Annotated in this window: 1 protein-coding gene; it reads left to right on the plus strand. The window is 48.3% G+C overall.

What is annotated here, in order from left to right:
* The coding region (locus AB4585_RS23995; RefSeq protein WP_372171258.1) for an alpha-1,6-glucosidase domain-containing protein at positions 1-373 on the plus strand (373 nt) is incomplete at both ends.

Below are 373 nucleotides of genomic sequence, written 5' to 3' on the forward strand. Positions count from 1 at the left end.
GAAGATTCGCAGTTCAAGTGACTTGTTCCGTCTTAACTCGAAACAAGAAGTCATGAAGCGCGTCGATTTCCGCAATGTGGGTGAAGAACAAACACAAGGTCTCATCGTTATGTCTATTGATGATGGCTTCTATGCGGGTAAAGACCTTGATCCTAACCTTGATGCAGTGGTTGTGATGATCAATGCGACAGCGGAAGAACAAAGCTTCGAGATTGATAATGCCACTGGCTTCCAGCTGCATGAGGTTCAAGCTAACTCTGCGGACTACATCGTACGAGATGCCTCTTTCTCGGAAGGGACTTTCTCTGTACCTGCACTGACAACCGCTGTGTTTGTTCAGCCTCAGTATGGCGCGCAAGGTGCGGGCTTACTC

The sequence above is a fragment of the Vibrio sp. 10N.222.49.C9 genome (assembly GCF_041474985.1).
Classification (GTDB): Bacteria; Pseudomonadota; Gammaproteobacteria; order Enterobacterales; family Vibrionaceae; genus Vibrio; species Vibrio crassostreae_C.